General features: G+C 40.0%; 15 protein-coding genes. 7 read left to right on the forward strand and 8 right to left on the reverse strand.

Annotated elements, in window-relative coordinates:
- Positions 1-12: 12 nt before the first annotated feature.
- Together F959_RS02455 and F959_RS02460 are read right to left on the reverse strand one after the other, a co-directional pair.
- The gene (locus F959_RS02455; RefSeq protein ID WP_004877230.1) at positions 13-444 is read right to left on the reverse strand and encodes a GNAT family N-acetyltransferase; all 432 of its coding nucleotides are present in this window, start codon (positions 442-444) and stop codon (positions 13-15) included.
- A 9-nt stretch (positions 445-453) separates the two neighbouring features.
- Positions 454-1,668 (reverse strand): class I SAM-dependent methyltransferase, encoded by a 1,215-nt coding sequence (locus F959_RS02460; RefSeq protein ID WP_004877232.1) that lies wholly within the window; start codon positions 1,666-1,668, stop codon positions 454-456.
- A 101-nt stretch (positions 1,669-1,769) separates the two neighbouring features.
- Between F959_RS02460 and trhA the strand changes: the two genes are divergently transcribed.
- From trhA to lpxO, 3 genes are all read left to right on the forward strand, one after another.
- The gene (gene trhA / locus F959_RS02465; protein ID WP_004877233.1) at positions 1,770-2,411 is read left to right on the forward strand and encodes a PAQR family membrane homeostasis protein TrhA; all 642 of its coding nucleotides are present in this window, start codon (positions 1,770-1,772) and stop codon (positions 2,409-2,411) included.
- A 120-nt stretch (positions 2,412-2,531) separates the two neighbouring features.
- A complete protein-coding gene (locus F959_RS02470) occupies positions 2,532-3,842 on the forward strand; it encodes an MFS transporter (protein ID WP_004877235.1) in 1,311 nt (436 codons plus the stop codon).
- Positions 3,843-4,066: 224 nt separating this feature from the next.
- Entirely contained in the window at positions 4,067-4,972 is a 906-nt protein-coding gene (gene lpxO, locus F959_RS02475; protein WP_004877237.1) for a lipid A hydroxylase LpxO, read from the forward strand.
- A 60-nt stretch (positions 4,973-5,032) separates the two neighbouring features.
- Here the strand turns inward: lpxO and F959_RS02480 are convergent, their stop codons facing one another.
- Positions 5,033-5,440 carry a hypothetical protein gene (locus tag F959_RS02480; RefSeq protein WP_004877239.1) on the reverse strand — a complete coding sequence of 136 codons (408 nt, stop codon included), beginning with the start codon at positions 5,438-5,440 and terminating at the stop codon, positions 5,033-5,035.
- Between the two features lie 141 nt (positions 5,441-5,581).
- A complete protein-coding gene (gene secA / locus F959_RS02485) occupies positions 5,582-8,314 on the reverse strand; it encodes a preprotein translocase subunit SecA (protein WP_004877241.1) in 2,733 nt (910 codons plus the stop codon).
- 376 nt (positions 8,315-8,690) lie between these two features.
- Here secA and F959_RS02490 point away from each other — a divergent pair, with 376 nt between their 5' ends.
- The 3 genes from F959_RS02490 (at position 8,691) to F959_RS02500 (ending at position 10,965) form a co-directional block, all read left to right on the forward strand.
- Positions 8,691-9,326 carry a peroxiredoxin gene (locus tag F959_RS02490; protein ID WP_004877243.1) on the forward strand — a complete coding sequence of 212 codons (636 nt, stop codon included), beginning with the start codon at positions 8,691-8,693 and terminating at the stop codon, positions 9,324-9,326.
- Between the two features lie 246 nt (positions 9,327-9,572).
- On the forward strand, positions 9,573-10,382 hold the full coding sequence (locus tag F959_RS02495) for an MBL fold metallo-hydrolase (RefSeq protein WP_004877245.1): 810 nt from the start codon (positions 9,573-9,575) through the stop codon (positions 10,380-10,382).
- A gap of 1 nt (position 10,383) precedes the next feature.
- Positions 10,384-10,965: a dual specificity protein phosphatase family protein gene (locus F959_RS02500; protein ID WP_007482537.1), complete on the forward strand. Its 582-nt coding sequence runs from the start codon at positions 10,384-10,386 to the stop codon at positions 10,963-10,965.
- Positions 10,966-10,990: 25 nt separating this feature from the next.
- Here the strand turns inward: F959_RS02500 and F959_RS02505 are convergent, their stop codons facing one another.
- From F959_RS02505 to trpA, 4 genes are read right to left on the reverse strand one after another with little or no spacing between them, the layout of a single operon-like run.
- Complete coding sequence (locus tag F959_RS02505; protein ID WP_004877249.1) at positions 10,991-12,061, reverse strand: SPOR domain-containing protein; 1,071 nt, start codon at positions 12,059-12,061, stop codon at positions 10,991-10,993.
- Positions 12,052-13,338: a bifunctional tetrahydrofolate synthase/dihydrofolate synthase gene (gene folC / locus F959_RS02510; RefSeq protein ID WP_004877251.1), complete on the reverse strand. Its 1,287-nt coding sequence runs from the start codon at positions 13,336-13,338 to the stop codon at positions 12,052-12,054. The genes F959_RS02505 and folC overlap by 10 nt, the downstream gene beginning before the upstream one ends.
- Positions 13,335-14,231 carry an acetyl-CoA carboxylase, carboxyltransferase subunit beta gene (accD, locus tag F959_RS02515; RefSeq protein ID WP_004877252.1) on the reverse strand — a complete coding sequence of 299 codons (897 nt, stop codon included), beginning with the start codon at positions 14,229-14,231 and terminating at the stop codon, positions 13,335-13,337. Before accD ends, folC begins: the two co-directional genes overlap by 4 nt.
- Entirely contained in the window at positions 14,228-15,031 is an 804-nt protein-coding gene (gene trpA / locus F959_RS02520; RefSeq protein WP_004877253.1) for a tryptophan synthase subunit alpha, read from the reverse strand. The genes accD and trpA overlap by 4 nt, the downstream gene beginning before the upstream one ends.
- A 276-nt stretch (positions 15,032-15,307) precedes the next feature.
- Here trpA and F959_RS02525 point away from each other — a divergent pair, with 276 nt between their 5' ends.
- Positions 15,308-16,639, forward strand: coding sequence for a Na+/H+ antiporter NhaC family protein (locus F959_RS02525; RefSeq protein WP_004877254.1), 1,332 nt, complete (start codon positions 15,308-15,310; stop codon positions 16,637-16,639).
- Positions 16,640-16,896 lie beyond the last annotated feature (257 nt).

Raw genomic sequence — 16,896 nt, forward strand, 5'->3', positions numbered from 1 at the left:
CGAATGATTCACTTATAAACTGTGAAGACCAATCGGCATCACCATTTCAATATGGGGGATGCCACACTCATCATATTCATCGCCTTGTATGCTAAAGCCAAGCTTTTCATAAAATGAAATTGCATGAACTTGTGACGATAGCTGTAAGCTTGGTCGTTTTTGAGCCTGAGCGTAAGCAATAATCTCCAGCATAATCAATCGACCTATGCCCTGACCACGATAAGTTTTGAGCACAGCAACACGTCCTACACTATTGTTTACTAATAGCCGAGCCGTCGCAATCGGTTGTTTTTGTTCATAAACGACAAAGTGCTGAGAAATTGCATCTTGATCATCCCACTCATCTTGCTCAGGAATGTTTTGTTCAGAAATAAAAACCAATTCCCGAATGAGTTTTGCATCCTGCTGTAATTGATCCCACGAACCCTGTTTAACGCTGAACATATTTCTCTCTTAGCATTTGCAGCCGATATTCTCGATTGGCATTTGATCTTGCAACAATAGTTCTAAGCTTTGCTTTTGAATGCCATACATTTCTTTTAATGCTTGAATCTGCTGCATAATTTTTTCATCAGGCTGCTGAATATCTTTACGTTTGGTTGCTAAAATCATTTTATTCTTACTGGTGTGTTCTAAAGAAACAAACTCAAAAACTTTGGTTTCATAGCCATAAGCTTTCAACAATAACGCTCTCAACGTATCCGTCAGCATCTCTGCTTGCTGCCCCGCATGGATACCAAATTGCAGCATCGGTTGTAATACCTCTGGGCTTTTCAACTGCGGACGTAGTTCTTTATGACAACATGGCGCACACATAATCATTGAAGCATTTAAACGAATACCTGTATGAATCGCAAAGTCAGTTGCAATGTCGCAGGCATGTAGTGCAATCATCACATCTAATTTTGCTGGTTGATAACTACGCACATCACCTTCAAAAAAATCAAGATGATTAAATCCAACCTCATCTGCGACCTGCTGACAGAACTCAACTAAGTTAGAACGTAATTCAACACCTGTAATCAACGGCGTTTTATTTTGAGCCTGTAAATAATCATATAAAGCAAAAGTTAAATAACCTTTACCTGAACCAAAATCTACAATATTCAACGCTTGTTGGGATGCATCGATTTGTTCATAGGCATTTGAAAAGATTTCAATAAACTTATTAATCTGTTTCCATTTACGTGCCATGCTTGGAATTACTTGTCCCTTTTCATCAGTAATACCAAGATGCTTTAAAAATGGACTCTGCTGTTGTACATAACGATGTTTTTCACGATTATGCTGTTGCTCGATTTTAGTTGCTTCTGCTTGTTTTTTTTGTCGACTTAGCATCGCTTTCTTTTTATTTTTCTTAAGTTGAACATCTTCATGCAAAGTAAATAGATTGGCTTGTTTGGATTGCGATAAAAGTTCAGCAATTTTTTCTAAACCTTCATCAATAGAATAGTTTTTGGTAATGTCTTGTGTCGGATAATGATATAGACAAGATAAAGTGGCTTGACCTTGTAACTCAATTTGACGGAATGTCATTTTCTCTAATTGTGCCAACTCACCTTTATACTGACTCAAGATCAGACGATCAAAGCTTTGATTTTCAATCGATTGCTGGATATCCAAGAAAAACTGCTGTTCTTGTTCAAATGAAAAATTCGGCGCAAACATAATGAAAACCTGACAAATAGAAACTAAATTTTAAAGCGTCTTACTTTAAAAGGGAAATTGCATTACGATACAGTTGTATTTTTATGCAGCCTAATTGCTAGATGAACACAAAAACATTGTTGGACTATGACCCGAAAGAAGAACTACTTAATGCATATAGTCACGGTATAGGTGCTGCACTCGCACTCATTGCATCTGTATGCTTGATTATTAAAGGACATACATTGCCACTCGGACAATGGATTAGTCTATGGGTCTACGGCTTCAGCCTTGTCTTATTACTGTTTAGTTCAATGATCTATCATTTTGCGCAAGATGAACGTAAACGTTATTGGTATAAAAAACTGGATCACACCGCGATTTATTATTTAATTGCAGGAACCTATACTCCCTTCCTCAGTATCGCAATCCCAACAGCCAAAGCGCATTACTTACTGATTGCACTTTGGGTGATTGCTTTGATTGGCACACTGTTTAAATTAGTTTTTATTCATCGTTTCCAAAAGGTCTCTTTAGCAGCTTATCTTGTTATGGGATGGTTAGCTGTTTTGGTCATGGATGATATGCAAAAGTATCTCTCACAGGGTGCAATTCAATTACTCATCGCTGGCGGTGTTGCCTATACCGTCGGTACGTTGTTTTATGCTTTAAAAAAGGTAAGATATACCCACGCAATTTGGCATGTTTTTGTGCTAATAGGGGCAGGTTTACACTTTCTAGCAATCTATTGTTATGTACTTTAAGCTTGGTCACTCAACAACTTAAATCTTAACTTTCAGTTTTCTGAGTAAATCCCGCATTCAAAAAGGAATTTCAAGACAGTTTCATTTCTGCTTCTTGAACACAAAAAATGAAGGTCTTGTATGTCGTCAAGTTCTACGACTGTCACCACAGAAGTGGCAACCAATTCAAAAGTAAGGGTATTATTCGCCAGTCTGGTCGGCACAACGATTGAGTTTTTTGACTTTTACATCTACGCCACCGCAGCAGTCCTGATCTTCCCTCATCTATTTTTCCCTGAAAGCAGTGGCAGTGCAGCTATTTTGCAGTCATTAGCGACATTTGCGATCGCATTTATTGCACGCCCGATCGGTGCTGCCATTTTTGGACACTTAGGGGATCGGATTGGACGTAAGGCAACCCTTGTAGCAGCACTGTTGACCATGGGGATTTCAACCGTATGTATTGGTCTCCTCCCCACTTATGCTCAAATTGGAATCGTTGCACCTTTATTATTGGCCTTGTGTCGTTTAGGTCAAGGGCTTGGTTTAGGTGGTGAATGGAGTGGTGCCGTCCTACTTGCAACTGAAAATGCCCCTGAAGGTAAACGTGCTTGGTATGGAATGTTTCCTCAACTAGGTGCACCGATTGGCTTTATCTTGGCAACAGGTTCCTTCCTATTACTTACTGCATTTATGTCTGAGCAAGCATTTATGACTTGGGGATGGCGTATTCCGTTTGTCGCAAGTTCAATTTTAGTGTTAGTGGGACTCTATATCCGTTTAACACTGCATGAAACACCTGCATTCCAAAAAGTTCTGAACAAACAGAAAGAGGTCAATGTTCCTTTCAAAGAGGTGATGACAAAACATTTCCCGATGTTAGTGCTTGGTACAATTGCTGCAATCTGTACCTTCGTAGTGTTCTATCTCACTACCGTTTTCGCCTTAACATGGGGAACAACACAGTTGGGATATACGCGCAGTGAATTCTTAGAATTACAACTGGTTGCTACCTTATGTTTTGCAGGATTTATTCCTTTGTCTGCAATTTTTGCTGAGAAGTTTGGTCGTAAAAATACATCGATTGCCGTATGTGTATTATCTGCTTTATTTGGTTTGTGCTTTGCCCCTTTACTTGGCTCAGGTAGCCCAATTCTCGTATTCTTGTTCTTATGTATGGGGCTTTCGATCATGGGATTGACCTATGGCCCAATCGGCACGGTGCTGTCTGAAATTTTCCCAATCTCAGTACGCTATACAGGTTCAGCATTGACCTTTAACTTAGCAGGTATTTTTGGCGCTTCATTTGCACCCTATATTGCGACAAAACTTGCTGAAAGCTATGGCTTAGGCGCTGTTGGTTTATATCTCAGCGTTGCGTCAATCTTATCTTTAATTGCATTTTTACTGATTCGTGAAACCAAAAACGATGATGTAAATAATCAAATTTAGTGTTTTATATTAGGCTGAGCATTACTCTGATGCTCAGCCTATCCAATAATGATCTTATAAGTTAATTACATCCATTCTGCCCTTACTATCATCATTCATCTTCTATCGAACAACCACTCATCAGACAGCACAGTTCGTCGCATTATATTGATCAACGCCACACATTCTCGACAATATTTTTTATGCTAGAATAGCCGCCTCCTATTTTTTAGACGATTGTACTTATGTACGCAGTGATTATCGTTGCCGTATTTTTAGTCAGTTTTTTATACACTTTTTACCGTGGTAAGGAACGATTAAAAGCATCTCGACAATTATTCGACCATTCTACATTCTTAGCACCAGTCAACATGTTTATGACTGGTTTTTCTAAATTACCTAATCAGCCATTCTTTGATGTTGCTCAATTTCCAGAGCTAAAACCATTACAAGACAATTGGCAGGTGATTCGAGAAGAAGCCATTCAGCTACAAAATCAAATTAAAGCAGCTGAAAAAAATAATGATGCAGGTTTTAACACCTTTTTTAAACGTGGTTGGAAGCGTTTCTATTTGAAATGGTATCAAGACAGCCATCCATCTGCACAACAACTTTGCCCTAAAACAGTTGCCTTGCTTGAAAGTATTCCTTCTGTGAAAGCTGCCATGTTTACAGAACTGCCTTCTGGTAGTTATTTAGGTAAACATCGTGACCCTTATGCTGGCTCAGTACGCTATCACTTAGGTCTCGTAACACCAAATAGTGATGATTGCTTTATTGAAGTCGATCAAGAGCGTTATAGCTGGAGAGATGGTGAGGCAACGGTTTTTGATGAAACCTTTGTGCATTGGGCTGAAAACAAAACTGATGAAACCCGTATCATCTTGTTCTGTGATATTGAGCGCCCAATGAAATGGGGCTGGGCGCAAAAGTTCAACCATTGGTTTGGTCGTAATGTCATGTCAGCAGCAAGTTCGCCTAATGATGATCAAGATAAAACAGGTTTTATCAACCGTATTTTCAAATATGGGTATGCAGTTCATCACTATGGACGTGGTTTAAAAGCTCGTAACCGTCCACTTTACTATGCTTCAAAGTGGTTATTGTTTGCCATTATTATTGGCTTAATCCTACTACCAAGTATTCTATAATCCTGATTCATCAATAAAAAAGAGATGCGAAAGCATCTCTTTTTTATTGCCTACTCAATATTATTGAGCAGCTTGCTGTGTCTGAGCACTTGCAGTTTGAGCTGCCGCAGCATCAGCAGCTTGTACAGCCGCTTCACCAATTAAAGCAATCTTGGCTTTTTCTTGGCTTTTTGCAGATAGTGCTGGATTAGACGCAACAATACGATTGATGTTTGCAGAGTTTGCAGGCGCAATTGCCGCAGTTTGCAATACGATTGGGCGATTACCCGTATCACCGAGCGTATAGCGAATTCCTGTACGAGGACTGACAACTGTCGTCACTTCGCGTTTCACTTGCGCTTCTGCTGTAGTTGAACCTTTTGCAGCCATCACTTTATCAACAGTCGTCGTTTGCGTCGCCTCATTTGCAAATGCCAAACCTGTTAGTGCTGTACTCGCTAAAACTAAAAGTTGTAATGCTTTTTTCATTGTCTTCCCGCTTTTAATGCGAATTCAATCAAGATCTTTAAGTCTATTTATGAAACTACAAAGCCAGTTTTGACTCAAGTTACTTCTCGTAAAAAAGCAGAGACCTATGCTCTGCTTTTTATATCATCTGATCTAAATCGTTTAGATTTTACCGTGACATTGCTTATATTTAAGGCCAGATCCACATGGACATGGCGCATTACGGCTTTCTGGTACAGGGAATGCTTGGTTCAAATCACCTTCAGTTTCCTCTGAAACGGTCACTTCACCAGTTAGACCATCAACCTCATCATGCTCAAATGAAAGACGCATAGACTCAGCTTGACGTTGCTGTTGAGCTTCTAACTCTGCTAGCTCCTCAGCTGTCGGTACATGTACACGAGAAAGATCAGTCACCACATCTGACTTAATAATACCGAGCATATTCACAAATAAGTTAAATGCTTCTTTTTTGTATTCTTGCTCAGGATTTTTCTGTGCATAGCCACGTAAGTGAATCCCTTGGCGTAGGTAATCCATAGCCGCTAAATGATCTTTCCAGTGACGATCTAGCGAATTCAACATGAAGTGACGTTCAAGCATTGAAGCTGATTCAGCACCCATTTGTTCACGACGTTGACGATAACGTGCTACAACCTCATCAGAGATACGTGCAACTAGACCTTCTTCATCTAAGCGGCGATCTTGTTCTAACCATTGTTGAATAGGAAGATCAACCCCTAAATCCGCACGTAATGCATTTTCTAAACCTTCAATATCCCACTGATCGTGAATTGACTCAGGTGGAATAAAGTTTGCAATAACACCCTTCATCACCTCATGGTGCATTTCTTCGATGTAATCTTGCAATGTACTTTCAGCGAGGATTTCATCACGTTGAGAGTAAATAATCTTACGCTGTTCGTTATTCACGTCATCGTACTTCAATAAGTTCTTACGAATATCAAAGTTACGCGCTTCTACTTTACGTTGTGCATTCTCGATTGAACGGCTCACCATTTTGTGTTCAATAGCTTCGTTCTCTTGTAAACCCATCGCACGCATCATCGCAACAACACGATCACCCGCGAAGATACGCATCAAATCATCTTCAAGAGATAGATAGAAACGTGACACACCTGGATCACCTTGACGGCCCGCACGACCACGTAGCTGGTTATCGATACGACGTGATTCGTGACGTTCAGAACCGATAATATGTAAACCACCTGAACTTAAAACATCTTCGTGATCTTTTTCCCACTGTGCTTGTAAACGAGCTTCATCTTCAGCAGTATGATTCTCAATTTTTGCAAGTTTGGCTTTCCAGTTACCACCAAGCAAGATATCGGTACCACGACCAGCCATGTTAGTTGCAATCGTTACTGCATTTGGGCTACCCGCTTGCGCAATAATATCTGCTTCACGTTCATGCTGTTTCGCGTTCAAAACCTCGTGATGAATACCTGCTTGCAATAGTTTTGCAGATAAAATCTCACTCGCTTCAATCGTTGCTGTACCAATCAAAATCGGTGCAACACCTTGAGTACGAATATTGGTAATTTCTTCGATGATAGCGTTGTATTTACCATTACGATTTAGATAGATTAAGTCGTTGTGATCTTGACGAACCATTGGACGGTGCGTTGGGATAATCACAACATCTAAGCCATAAATTTCTTTCATTTCCGCTGCTTCAGTATCAGCAGTACCTGTCATACCTGAAAGCTTTTTATAAAGACGGAAATAGTTCTGGAATGTCGTTGTTGCTAAAGTCTGGTTTTCAGGCTGAATTTCCATGTTCTCTTTAGCTTCAACCGCTTGGTGCAAACCTTCTGACCAACGACGACCAGGCATGGTACGACCAGTGCTTTCATCCACAATAATCACTTCTTCTTTCTGTGTTTGTGGATTAATACCAATGATGTAGTGCACATTCTTTTGATATAAATAATGCGCACGAATCGCTGCGGTTACATGGTGAACCAAGTTTAAGTTCGTTGCTGAATAAAGGCTTTCACCTTCAGCTAACAAGCCCATACGAATCAATTCTTGTTCAACAGTTTCATAACCCACTTCAGTCATTTCAACCGAACGTTGTTTCTCGTCCACCCAGAAATGACCGCCATCAGCCACTTTCTCTTCTTTTTGTGGATGTAGTTTTGGTGGAATACTGTTGATTAACTGATAGAGCTGAGATGAATCTTCGCTTTGACCAGAAATGATCAATGGTGTTCGCGCTTCATCAATTAAGATCGAATCGACCTCATCAATAATCGCATAGCTTAAACCACGTTGTTTTTTCTCTTGTAGAGAAAACACCATGTTGTCTCGAAGATAATCGAAACCAAACTCGTTGTTCGTACCGTAAGTAATATCAGAAAGATAAGCTTGAGCTTTCTCATTAGGCATTTGCATCGAATAAATCACACCGATGCTCAAACCTAAAAATTCGAATAATGGACGGTTCAACTCAGCATCACGCTGTGCTAAGTAATCATTCACGGTAATCACGTGAACACCTTGACCACTTAATGCATTGAGATAACATGCCAATGTACCCATGAGAGTTTTACCCTCACCAGTACGCATCTCGGCAATTTTACCTTCATGAAGTGTAATACCACCGATAAGCTGAACGTCATAATGACGCATACCCATCACACGTTTTGCAGCTTCACGACAAACAGCAAACGCTTCTGGCAATAATTTATCTAAGCTTTCACCGTTGTTAAATCGTTGTTTGAATTCTGGAGTTTTTGCAGAAAGGTCTGCATCGTTTAGTGCAGATATCGTCGGTTCAAGCGCATTGATTTGCTCAACAATTTTACGCATGCGTTTGAGTTCACGCTCATTTTTAGTACCGAAGATACCTCCGATCAGACTTGCCAACATGAATAAACTCTCTAATCCTGTTTGTTTAAATAGGTAATTTTTTCTTAGCTTTCGAGCTTAAAGCTTTCATCAAAGAAAGCTGAATAAGCCTTATTATGGTGTCAGAAATAAGAACTACAAGGGCTTTGCATCCAAACAGGTAAAAAAATCTGCTAGGCGATTCTGACATCAATCAACTAAAGACGGTTAATGTAGCAAATTTGCATTTAAGTTACATCGACTTGAATGTGAAATTCTGATCAATATTTTAACACCGCTTTTTTGCTTATATCTTAAAAATGGATAACAACATCAAAAAACAATAATTTTCTTTATAAATTGAATGCTGCATATTGAGTTCATACAAGACCATTACACAATATTTTTAGGATTTATTATGACATTACGATTAGGCGATATCGCTCCAAATTTCCAACAAGAATCAAGTGTAGGTCACATTGATTTTTATTCATTCTTGGATGGTCATTGGGGTGTCTTATTTTCACATCCAGCCGACTTTACCCCTGTTTGTACAACTGAATTAGGCTTTACGGCAAAGCTCTCAGAGGAGTTTAACAAACGTGGTGTTAAAGCGATTGCTCTTTCAGTTGATGATGTTGAGTCTCATAAAAATTGGATTCAAGACATTAACGAAACTCAAAATACGACCGTTAATTTTCCGATTATTGCGGATAAAGACCGTAAAGTGTCTGAGCTGTACGGATTTATTCATCCAAACGCCAGTGAAACACTAACTGTTCGCTCACTCATTATTATTGATCCAAATAAAAAAGTTCGTCTGATTATTACCTACCCTGCGTCCACAGGTCGTAATTTTAATGAAATACTTCGTGTGATCGATTCATTGCAATTAACGGATCATCATAAAGTTGCAACGCCTGCGAATTGGCAACAAGGTGAGGACGTTGTGATTGTTCCATCATTAAAAGATGAAGATGAAATCAAACAACGTTTTCCAAAGGGTTATAAGGCTATCAAACCTTACTTAAGATTGACACCACAGCCTGAGTAAGGATCAAACGAGCAACGCTCGTTCCTGAGAATCAACAAAGCTCTGCAAGAAAGATAAATAGCTATGCTGGTAATTAACTTTTAAAGGCTTCAATTAAAGCGAAAAATACACAAAATTTTGCAATATAAAAAATTAAAACTCCATCGCCTATCTACTCGATAGGCATTTTTTTGAAATAAATATTTGGGTATGCACGCATCAATAGGCTATAAGAATAAGTCAGCTCATTACACAATAAAAACGCTCATGATCTATAACATCCATCATTTACATTGTGGAAGCTTTTGCCCTGTATGCGCGCCATTATTTGGACAGAAAGGTTGGAAAGCACATCTGGTCTGCCATTGCCTCTTAATTGAAACTGATCGAGGCTTAGTGCTGATTGATACGGGATTGGGCTTACAAGATTATTTAAATATGGAAAAGCGCCTTGGTACTTTAGTTAAAAAAGTTGGGCATATCGAATCAAATTTAAAATTAAGTGCCATTCAACAAATTCAACAACTCGGTTTTAGCCAAAATGACGTGAAACATATCTTTGTCACTCATCTCGATTTTGATCATGCAGGCGGCATTTCAGATTTTCCAAATGCAACAGTTCATGTACTTGCAGCGGAGTTCAATGCAACACAATCCTTATCTATTAAAAATAAACTTCGTTATAAAACAGACCAATTTAAACAACATCGCTATTGGAGCTTCGCTGAACATAATGATGGCGAAGAATGGTTTAATCTTCAAAAAGTCAGAGGATTACCTTTATTTCAAGATGAAATCTTGATGATTCCCCTGCTAGGACATACGGCTGGTCACTGTGGGATTGCAATTAAAAAATCGGATGGTTGGTTACTTTTCTGTGGTGATGCTTATTATTCACATTTAGAGTTAGATCCGAACAATAAACTACGTGCACTTGGTATCACTGAACGGTTATTTGCAGAAAATAACCAGCAACGAATACATAACCTCAAGCAGTTACAATATCTCGCTCAACACGAATCAAGTATTGAGTTAATTTGTGCGCACGATCCAGTTGAATTTAACCGTTATCAGTAATATGAAAAGAACTCTTATTGCCACGATTTTAGTTACGACACTGAGTGTCAGCGGATGTATGAAGCACCCGAGTTTAGATGACGAGCAACGCCCCCAAAACTGGGGAACACTCATCTCAAATTCGCACAATTTCTATCAAGTGAGTCAGGATGTATTTCGAAGCGAGCAGCCAAATGCTGAGTTAGCCCAAACATTGAAATCTGAAAAAATTGATACCATCATCAATTTGAGAGCTCGCAATGAAGATGCCATCGTTTTAAAAGATCAGAATTTTAATTTGGTACATATTCCAATTTATACGTGGGCAATTAATCGTTCTGATTTGTTGAAAGCAATGAAAGCGATTCAAACAGCAAAACAGAATAATCATAAAATTTTAGTACATTGTTATCACGGTTCTGACCGTACTGGAGCAACGATTGCCATGTATCGAATTATTTTTGAAAATTGGTCAATTGATGATGCCGTCAAAGAAATGAAAGAAGGCGGCTATGGTTATCATGTGATTTGGAAAAACATTGATCATTTATTTACACCTCAGAATGTAAAATGGATTCAACAGCAACTGTCGAATCCATCTTAAATCAAAGTTTAGACAAGGGTTTCATTTAACGTTGATCAAGTGGAACCCAATCAATCACCCATGCTGACTTCATATTTAAACTATCATCGCTGGTAATCTTCTTACGCGTCGCATCTGCAACATCACGGTCTTTGGCAGGACCGACCATAATACGGATACCTTTAGACGTTGGGCTTGTTGTCACTTTATAGCCTTTAGCACGTAGCTTTGATACAACAGCATCCGCATTAGCTTGATTCGCAGCCAAAGCAACCTGAACCATCCAGTTCTTATCGCCACTTTCCATGATCTCACGCGCTTTATCCGCTTCAGCTTTCTTCTTAGCTTCCTCAGCCTTACGCTTTTTCTCATCAGCAGCTTTTTTATCTGCTTCTGCTTTACGTTTTTCTTCGGCAGCCTTCTTCTCAGCATCAGCTTTACGCTTATCTTCAGCAGCCTTTTTCTCAGCATCAGCTTTACGCTTATCTTCAGTAGCCTTCTTCTCAGCTTCTGCTTTACGCTTATCTTCAGCAGCCTTTTTCTCAGCTTCTGCTTTACGTTTCTCTTCCGTCGCTTTCTTGTCAGCATCAGCTTTTTGCTGATCTACTTTTTGTTGTTCAGCCTTTTTCTTTTCGTCTTGCTTACGTTTCTCTTCTGCCAGACGTTGTGCTTTAGCTTTATCATCTTCAGCAACTTCTGGTGGAATATTGTCTGAACTTTCTTGCTCAGCTGCTCGGCGTGCATTTAACGCTGCATATTCTTCAGCTGCTTTACGTGCTGCTGCCGCTTCTGCCTCTTGTTGCATCTTCAAAAACTCGGCGGCTCTTGCTTCTTGTTCAGCAACTGCTTTTTCACGAGATCTACGTTGCTCCTCAAGTAAACGTTTCTCTGTTTCAACATCAACCGCTAAAGGTTGTAATGAAACCATGTCACTGTCTTGTGCAGGCTGTGCAGTTTTTGGAGTTGAGTCTGTTTTGGGAATAGGATGAGTAATCTCAGCTTGCGCTTTGTCTTGCTCTATTTCTTCATTACCTTTCAGAAGTAATGCTGCCAATAAAACACCACCACCGAGTAAAACAACGCCACCCATCCAACGTTGTTTGTTATTCATTGACATTCTTCTAAATACTCCCAGACCGCTTCCAAGGTATGAAACGAACCACAGACTAAAATCAATTGATTGTTATTGCTTTGCTTCAGTGCAGTTTCAAACGCTTGCTGAATGCTGCCAAACTCATCGACCTGTTCACCACGCAGCGCATCTGTTAACTGCGGCATAGGCGCGGCTCTAGGCACATCTAAAGTAGCAATAAACCAATTTTTTACTGTTGTTTTTAGTAAATCGGTGACAGAAGCAATATCTTTATCTGCCAACATGGAAAATACAGCCACAACTTCTGTGTACTGTTTATTGTATTTTAAGAATTTTCGCAACTGATTCAATAAAAATTCGACGCCATGTGGGTTATGGCCCGCATCAAAGATCACCGTTTTATCTTTAATTTGACGAATTTCAAAACGACCTTGCAATCGAGCATTTAAAATTCCGCTTGCGATTGCAACTTGTGTCACTTCAACGCCGCTCACCAATATCGCTGCGACTGCTGTCGAAATATTATCTAACGCTAATTGACCAACAGGTAATTTTAGGGTTGTACCAGAAGAAGCAAAAGACCATGTCTCACCATCTTCATTTAATTGATAAAAATAATCTCGATTCAGCGTATACAACTGTGCTTGAGTGTCAGTGACTTTATCTTGAATCGCTTGAGGGAGCTGTTGTTGACCAGCAAAAATGACAGGAATGTTGGGACGAATAATGCCTGCTTTTTCAAAAGCAATCTTTTCAATGCTATCGCCTAACCAATCCGTATGATCCAATCCAATATTGGTAATAACCGCAATATCAGGATCGATCACATTGACGACATCAAGACGACCACCTAAACCAACTTCAAGTACCCACACATCACATTGCTGTTGCTTAAAAATAACAAAAGCAGCCAAAGTGGTTGCTTCAAAGAAAGATAAGCTCAGCTCACATTCACGGCGTGCTTGATCAACTAAAACAAAAGCATCAATCAAATGCTGATCATCAACTTCGATTCCAGCAAGTTTAACTCGCTCATTAAAACGATAAATGTGCGGGGATTGATACAGCCCAACTTTATAACCTTGCGCATTTAAAATTGCAGCTAAAGTTGTTGTGGTTGAACCTTTGCCATTGGTTCCAGCAACCGTAAAAACTTTTGCTTTAGGTCGCATTACACCTAGCTTTTCAGCGACAGGAATAACACGTTCTAAACCTAAATCAATCCCTGTAACATGAACATGGCTCCAATAATCGAGCCATGTTGTTAATGTATCTGTAGAATGTGGTGCGTGCTGTCTCAAGGTAAGTTCATCAGTTTAGCTACAAGTCTGTATACAGTATCACGTAATGCATGACGATGAACAATTTGATCGACCACACCATGATCAAGCAAATATTCTGCACGCTGGAATGGTTCTTCCAATTTTTCACGTACAGTTTGTTCAATCACTCGCTTACCAGCAAAGCCAATCATAGCCTTCGGTTCAGCAATATGTACATCGCCTAACATGGCCAATGATGCTGTTACACCACCATAAACTGGGTGAGTGAGTACCACTAAATAAGGTACACGTGCTTCTTTCATTTTTTGGATTGCAGCTGCAGTACGCGCCATTTGCATCAAAGACAACATGCCTTCTTGCATACGTGCGCCACCAGAAGCTGCGAAACAGATTAATGGTTGATGTAATGCAATCGCACGCTCTGCCGCTTGTACAAAACGATCACCTACCACTGTGCCCATTGACCCACCCATAAAGTCGAAGTCAAATGCACATGCAATCAAATCTAAACCTTTAAGTGAACCTTGCATGACAATCAATGCTTCAGTTTCACCCGTTTTATCTTGAGCCTCTCGCATACGATCTGGGTAAGGGCGGCTATCCACAAACTGTAATGGATCTTTTGCACTAAACTCTTGACCAAGCTCACCATTGACTTGATCAAAGAACCAGTTCAAACGATCACGAGCACGCATACGTAAATGCTCATCACACTGAGGGCAAACGTATGCGTTAAATGACATTGCGGTACGTGTCACAAGTGCATGACATTCAGGGCATTCAATTGTAGGTTCTGTAAACGTCGCTTTGAATGTCTGTTGTTCATCAGCAACTTGAATACCTGGAACTTGACGATCAGTCCAAGGTGTTGAAGGGCTAAGAACCTTCCCTGCTGTTAATTCTTGACTCATACTAACTCATCGAGCGCAGCTCGAAGCTCCTTCACTTTATTCACCGTCTGTTGCACAGCTTCATCTGCTGGCAATGCTGCAAAAGATTTAACGAAAGCACTTCCTACAATCACCGCGTCAGCAACTTGACCCATTGCTTTAGCAGACGCTGCATCACTAATCCCAAAACCAACACCTACAGGAACATTGGTTTTCGATTTAATTTTTGCAATACGCGCCGCAGCTTCTGAGGTATCTAATGTTGCTGCACCTGTCACACCTTTTAGTGACACGTAGTAAACAAAACCGCTGGCTTGATCAACCACGTGTTGAATACGATTGTCGGTTGATGTCGGTGCAAGCAAGAAGATTTGATCCATCTCATTTTGTTTCAAGACTTCACCAAACTGCTTCGACTCTTCAGGTGGTAAATCCACCAAAAGAACACCATCAACACCACAGTCTTTCGCATAAGCGACAAACTTTTCATAACCAATCACTTCAACAGGATTTAAATATCCCATCAAAACAACGGGTGTCGTTTGATCTTTTTCACGAAAGGCTTTAACCATATCCAAAGCATCTAAAGTATTGGTTCCGCCTGCCAAAGCACGCTCAGCAGCTAAAGCAATCACAGGACCATCAGCCATTGGATCTGAAAATGGTAGACCAAGCTCAATCACATCAACACCTGCTTCAACCATTTGATGAAGCAAAGGAACTGTTACTTGTGGATGCGGGTCACCTGCCATTACATAAGAAACAAGCGCTTTACGTTGCTGAGATTTAAGCTGTTCAAAACGAGTGGCAAGACGTGACATAGGATTATGCTTTCCTTGATTTATATAAATTGAGGAGTTGTTTGTAGTCATACAAAAACACTGCATTGTAACGCTATTTTTTGTTCATTGAACAGAGTTTGACGTGATTGCAACAGTGAATATGACGACTTCCAATCCCACTTGCACATTTATCTATATTTTCAATTTTTTCTCAATGATCAAAGCTTCCTAATTTTGAGCGAATATCTCGGCATTTTAGAAATTAGCAAAGCTCCTTTATACTACGCGCAATTTCTAAGTTTTCTTTTTATTTTTATGTCTGCCCACTCTCAGGAAAAAGTGCAAAGCAATGCGCTTGCTTTGTTGCCGCTATTGGTATTTTTGATCATCTTTCTCGGGAGTGGTCTATATCATTCAATGATAGGGACTGAATTTGCGTTTTATCAAGTCAAAGCTCCTGTAGCGGCGATACCCGCTGTCATTTTGGCATTACTGCTGTATAAACATAAGTTAAATGCGGCAATTGAAGAGTTTCTACAAGGTGCGAGTCACCCTAATCTCATATTGATGTTTATGGTGTTTATGCTGGCAGGTGCATTTGCAAGCGTATCAGGCGCGATTGGTAGTGTAGATGCCACGGTTCAGCTTGGGCTGTCTTTGATTTCAGCCGAATATGTCTTACCGATGCTATTTATCATTGCCGCTTTCATTGCAACCGCAATGGGAACATCAATGGGAACAATTGCAGCCTGTGCGCCCATCGCCTTTGGTTTCTCACAAGCAACAGATATTACCCCACTCTATGCAATCGGTGCTGTGGTTGGTGGTGCAATGTTTGGTGATAACTTATCGATGATTTCAGACACGACTATTGCAGCAACACGCAGTCAAAATGTTGAATTAAGAGATAAATTTAAAGTCAATGTTTGGATCGCATTGCCAGCGGCGATTATCACACTCGGGGTTTATATTGCACTGAGTCATCAAGCCAATCCGATTGAATCTAAACCTTTTGATATTTGGTTGATTTTGCCTTATCTCGCTGTATTTTTTCTGGCATTTACTCGTCTGCATGTCTTAGCCGTTTTAATGGTTGGTGTCGTCTTGTCTGGTGCGATTGGTTTAGTGAGTCTGCCTGAATTTAATCTTGCAAAACTCAATAGCAGTATCTATGACGGTTTTGTTGGCATGTTCGAAGTTGCATTACTTTCTATGCTACTTGGCGGGCTTTCAGCACTGATGCAAAAAGAAGGCGGATTAGAGTGGCTGATTCAACGTATTTATGCGATTACACGGTTATTTAAATTTGGCAAACAACGTGCTGGCGAGTTTGGAATCAGCTTCCTCGTGGTCTTCTCTAACCTATTTGTTGCCAACAATACCGTTGCGATCATTCTTTCAGGTGACATGGCACGAGAAGTTGCTAAAGAATATGGCGTTGATCCTAAACGTAGTGCAGCATTGCTTGATATTTTCTCGTGTGTGGTGCAAGGAATGATCCCATACGGCGCTCAACTTCTACTTGCTTGTTCAATTGCTAAACTCTCACCTGTTGAACTCATTGGACATATTTACTATTGTTGGATTTTGGCTATCTTTGCAATTTTCGCAATCGCATTTAATTATCCACGTTTAAAAAACCAATAGAAAATTTGAATTACTGATCAAATTCTACTCTTAATAACGCTTTAATTTAGACAACAATCTACTATCGTGACGGGCGACATGGATGTCACCCGTTGGACTTGCCTTACGCTGCATTTTAAAGCAGTGCTTTAAAATTTGCTCAGGACGAACCGCTAGTCCAACAGAGGGTTTTTGTTCCTTTTCATCCTTGAAAAATAAGGAAAAATCTAACCCATCTGATTATTCATCAATTGAACGACCTTAGTTAAACTCACTTA

Origin of the sequence: Acinetobacter venetianus RAG-1 = CIP 110063 (genome assembly GCF_000368585.1) — a bacterium.
Classification (GTDB): domain Bacteria; phylum Pseudomonadota; class Gammaproteobacteria; order Pseudomonadales; family Moraxellaceae; genus Acinetobacter; species Acinetobacter venetianus.